The following is a 1728-nucleotide window of genomic DNA, read 5'->3' as shown; positions in this document are numbered from 1 at the left end:
CGATTTTGTTGTGGTGAACGGCGAAAACGCCTCCAACGGCATGGGGCTGAGCGGCGAGCACGCCAAGCTGCTGCTGGAGGCCGGCGTTGATTGCCTGACTCTGGGCGACCATGCCTTTGATCAAAAGGACATGCTGCAGTTCATTGAGAAGGAACAGCGCATTATCCGGCCGCTGAACTTTGCCAAAGGTGCGCCGGGCCGCGGTTTCCGGCTGTTCCAGGCTCCGGGCGGGCGCAAGGTGCTGGTGGTGCAGGTGCTGGGCCAGGTGTTCATGAAACGCGCTTTCGATGATCCCTTCGGCGCGGTTGAGGCGGTGCTGAAATCGCACCCCCGGGGCGGGCTGGCACAGGCCATCATTGTGGATGTGCATTGCGAAGCCACCTCCGAGAAGATGGCGATGGGCCATTTCTGCAACGGGCGTGCCTCGCTGGTGGTCGGGACCCATACCCATGTTCCAACGGCTGACGCGCAGATCCTGTCCGAAGGCACCGGCTATCTGACCGATGCCGGCATGTGCGGCGATTACAATTCGGTCATCGGCATGGACAAGGCCGAGCCGATGCGCCGCTTCCTGACCGGAATGCCCAAGGCGCGCTTTACCCCTGCAAACGGCGCGGCCACCCTGTCCGGCGTGTTTGTCGAGACAGACGACCGCACAGGGGCTGCCAAGCAGATTCGCATGGTGCGCAACGGCGGCCTGCTGCAGGAGGCGGCCCCCTAACGGAGTGCTTTTCCGCCACGCAGTGCAGCTTGTGGCGGGATGAATTGCCGGTGCAGCCGCGATTTTCCGCATAAATTCCCGAATCCAGGCCTCCGCAGCGGGGCGGGCGCGGAAATTCTTGCTCAGGCCAAGGGTTTCAGGGAAACTGCGCGATGGCGGAGCGTGCAGCAGCGCGCTAAACCCGCCTGAAACAATAAGGCATCGTCACGGTATATGCAGTTTTTCCAACTAGGTGATTCCGGCAGCGCGGTCCTGGCCCTAGCCATTGTCCTGGCCATGTTCGTGGCTTTTCTGCGCGAAACCTATCCCACCGAAGTTGTGGCGCTGACCGGCGTTGCAGCAATGCTGGCCACCGGCGTTTTGCCCTACAATGAGGCGCTGCCAGTGCTGTCCAACCCGGCGCCTTGGACCATTGCGGCGATGTTCATCATCATGGGCGCCCTGGTGCGGACCGGTGCGCTGGATGCCTTCACTCAAATCGCCAAAAAGCAGGCCGAGGTGAGCCCCAAGCTTGCGGTTGCCTTGCTGATGGCCTTTGTGGTTGCGGCCTCAGCCGTGGTGTCAAACACGCCGGTGGTGGTGGTGATGATCCCGGTGTTCATCCAGATCTCCCGCACCCTGAAGGTTTCCGCCTCCAAGATGCTGATCCCGCTCAGCTATGCGGCGATCCTGGGCGGCACGCTGACACTGATCGGCACCTCGACCAACCTGCTGGTGGATGGTGTTGCGCGGGCGCAGGGCCTGCAGCCTTTCACTATTTTTGAGGTCACGCCGCTGGGCGTGATCCTGGTCATCTATGGCATGATCTACCTGCGCTTTGTCGCACCGCGGCTGCTGCCGGACCGTGACAGCATGGCCATGCTGCTGAGCGACAAATCCAAGATGAAGTTCTTCACCGAAGCGGTGATCCCACCCGAAAGCAACCTGATCGGCCGCGAAGTCACCGGCGTGCAGCTTTTCAAACGCCCTGGCGTGCGGCTGATCGACGTGATCCGCGGCGATGACTC

General features: G+C 61.9%; 2 protein-coding genes. Both read left to right on the top strand.

The window, feature by feature from the left end; genetic code table 11:
• A partial coding sequence (locus A2I95_RS35565) for a TIGR00282 family metallophosphoesterase (RefSeq protein WP_291737261.1) occupies positions 1-721 on the top strand: 721 nt, incomplete at its 5' end.
• 213 nt (positions 722-934) lie between these two features.
• The coding region (locus A2I95_RS35560; RefSeq protein WP_291737260.1) for an SLC13 family permease at positions 935-1728 on the top strand (794 nt) is incomplete at its 3' end.

Source organism: Leisingera sp. F5 (assembly GCF_001593695.1).
This window is presented reverse-complemented; position numbering and strand designations above follow the sequence as displayed.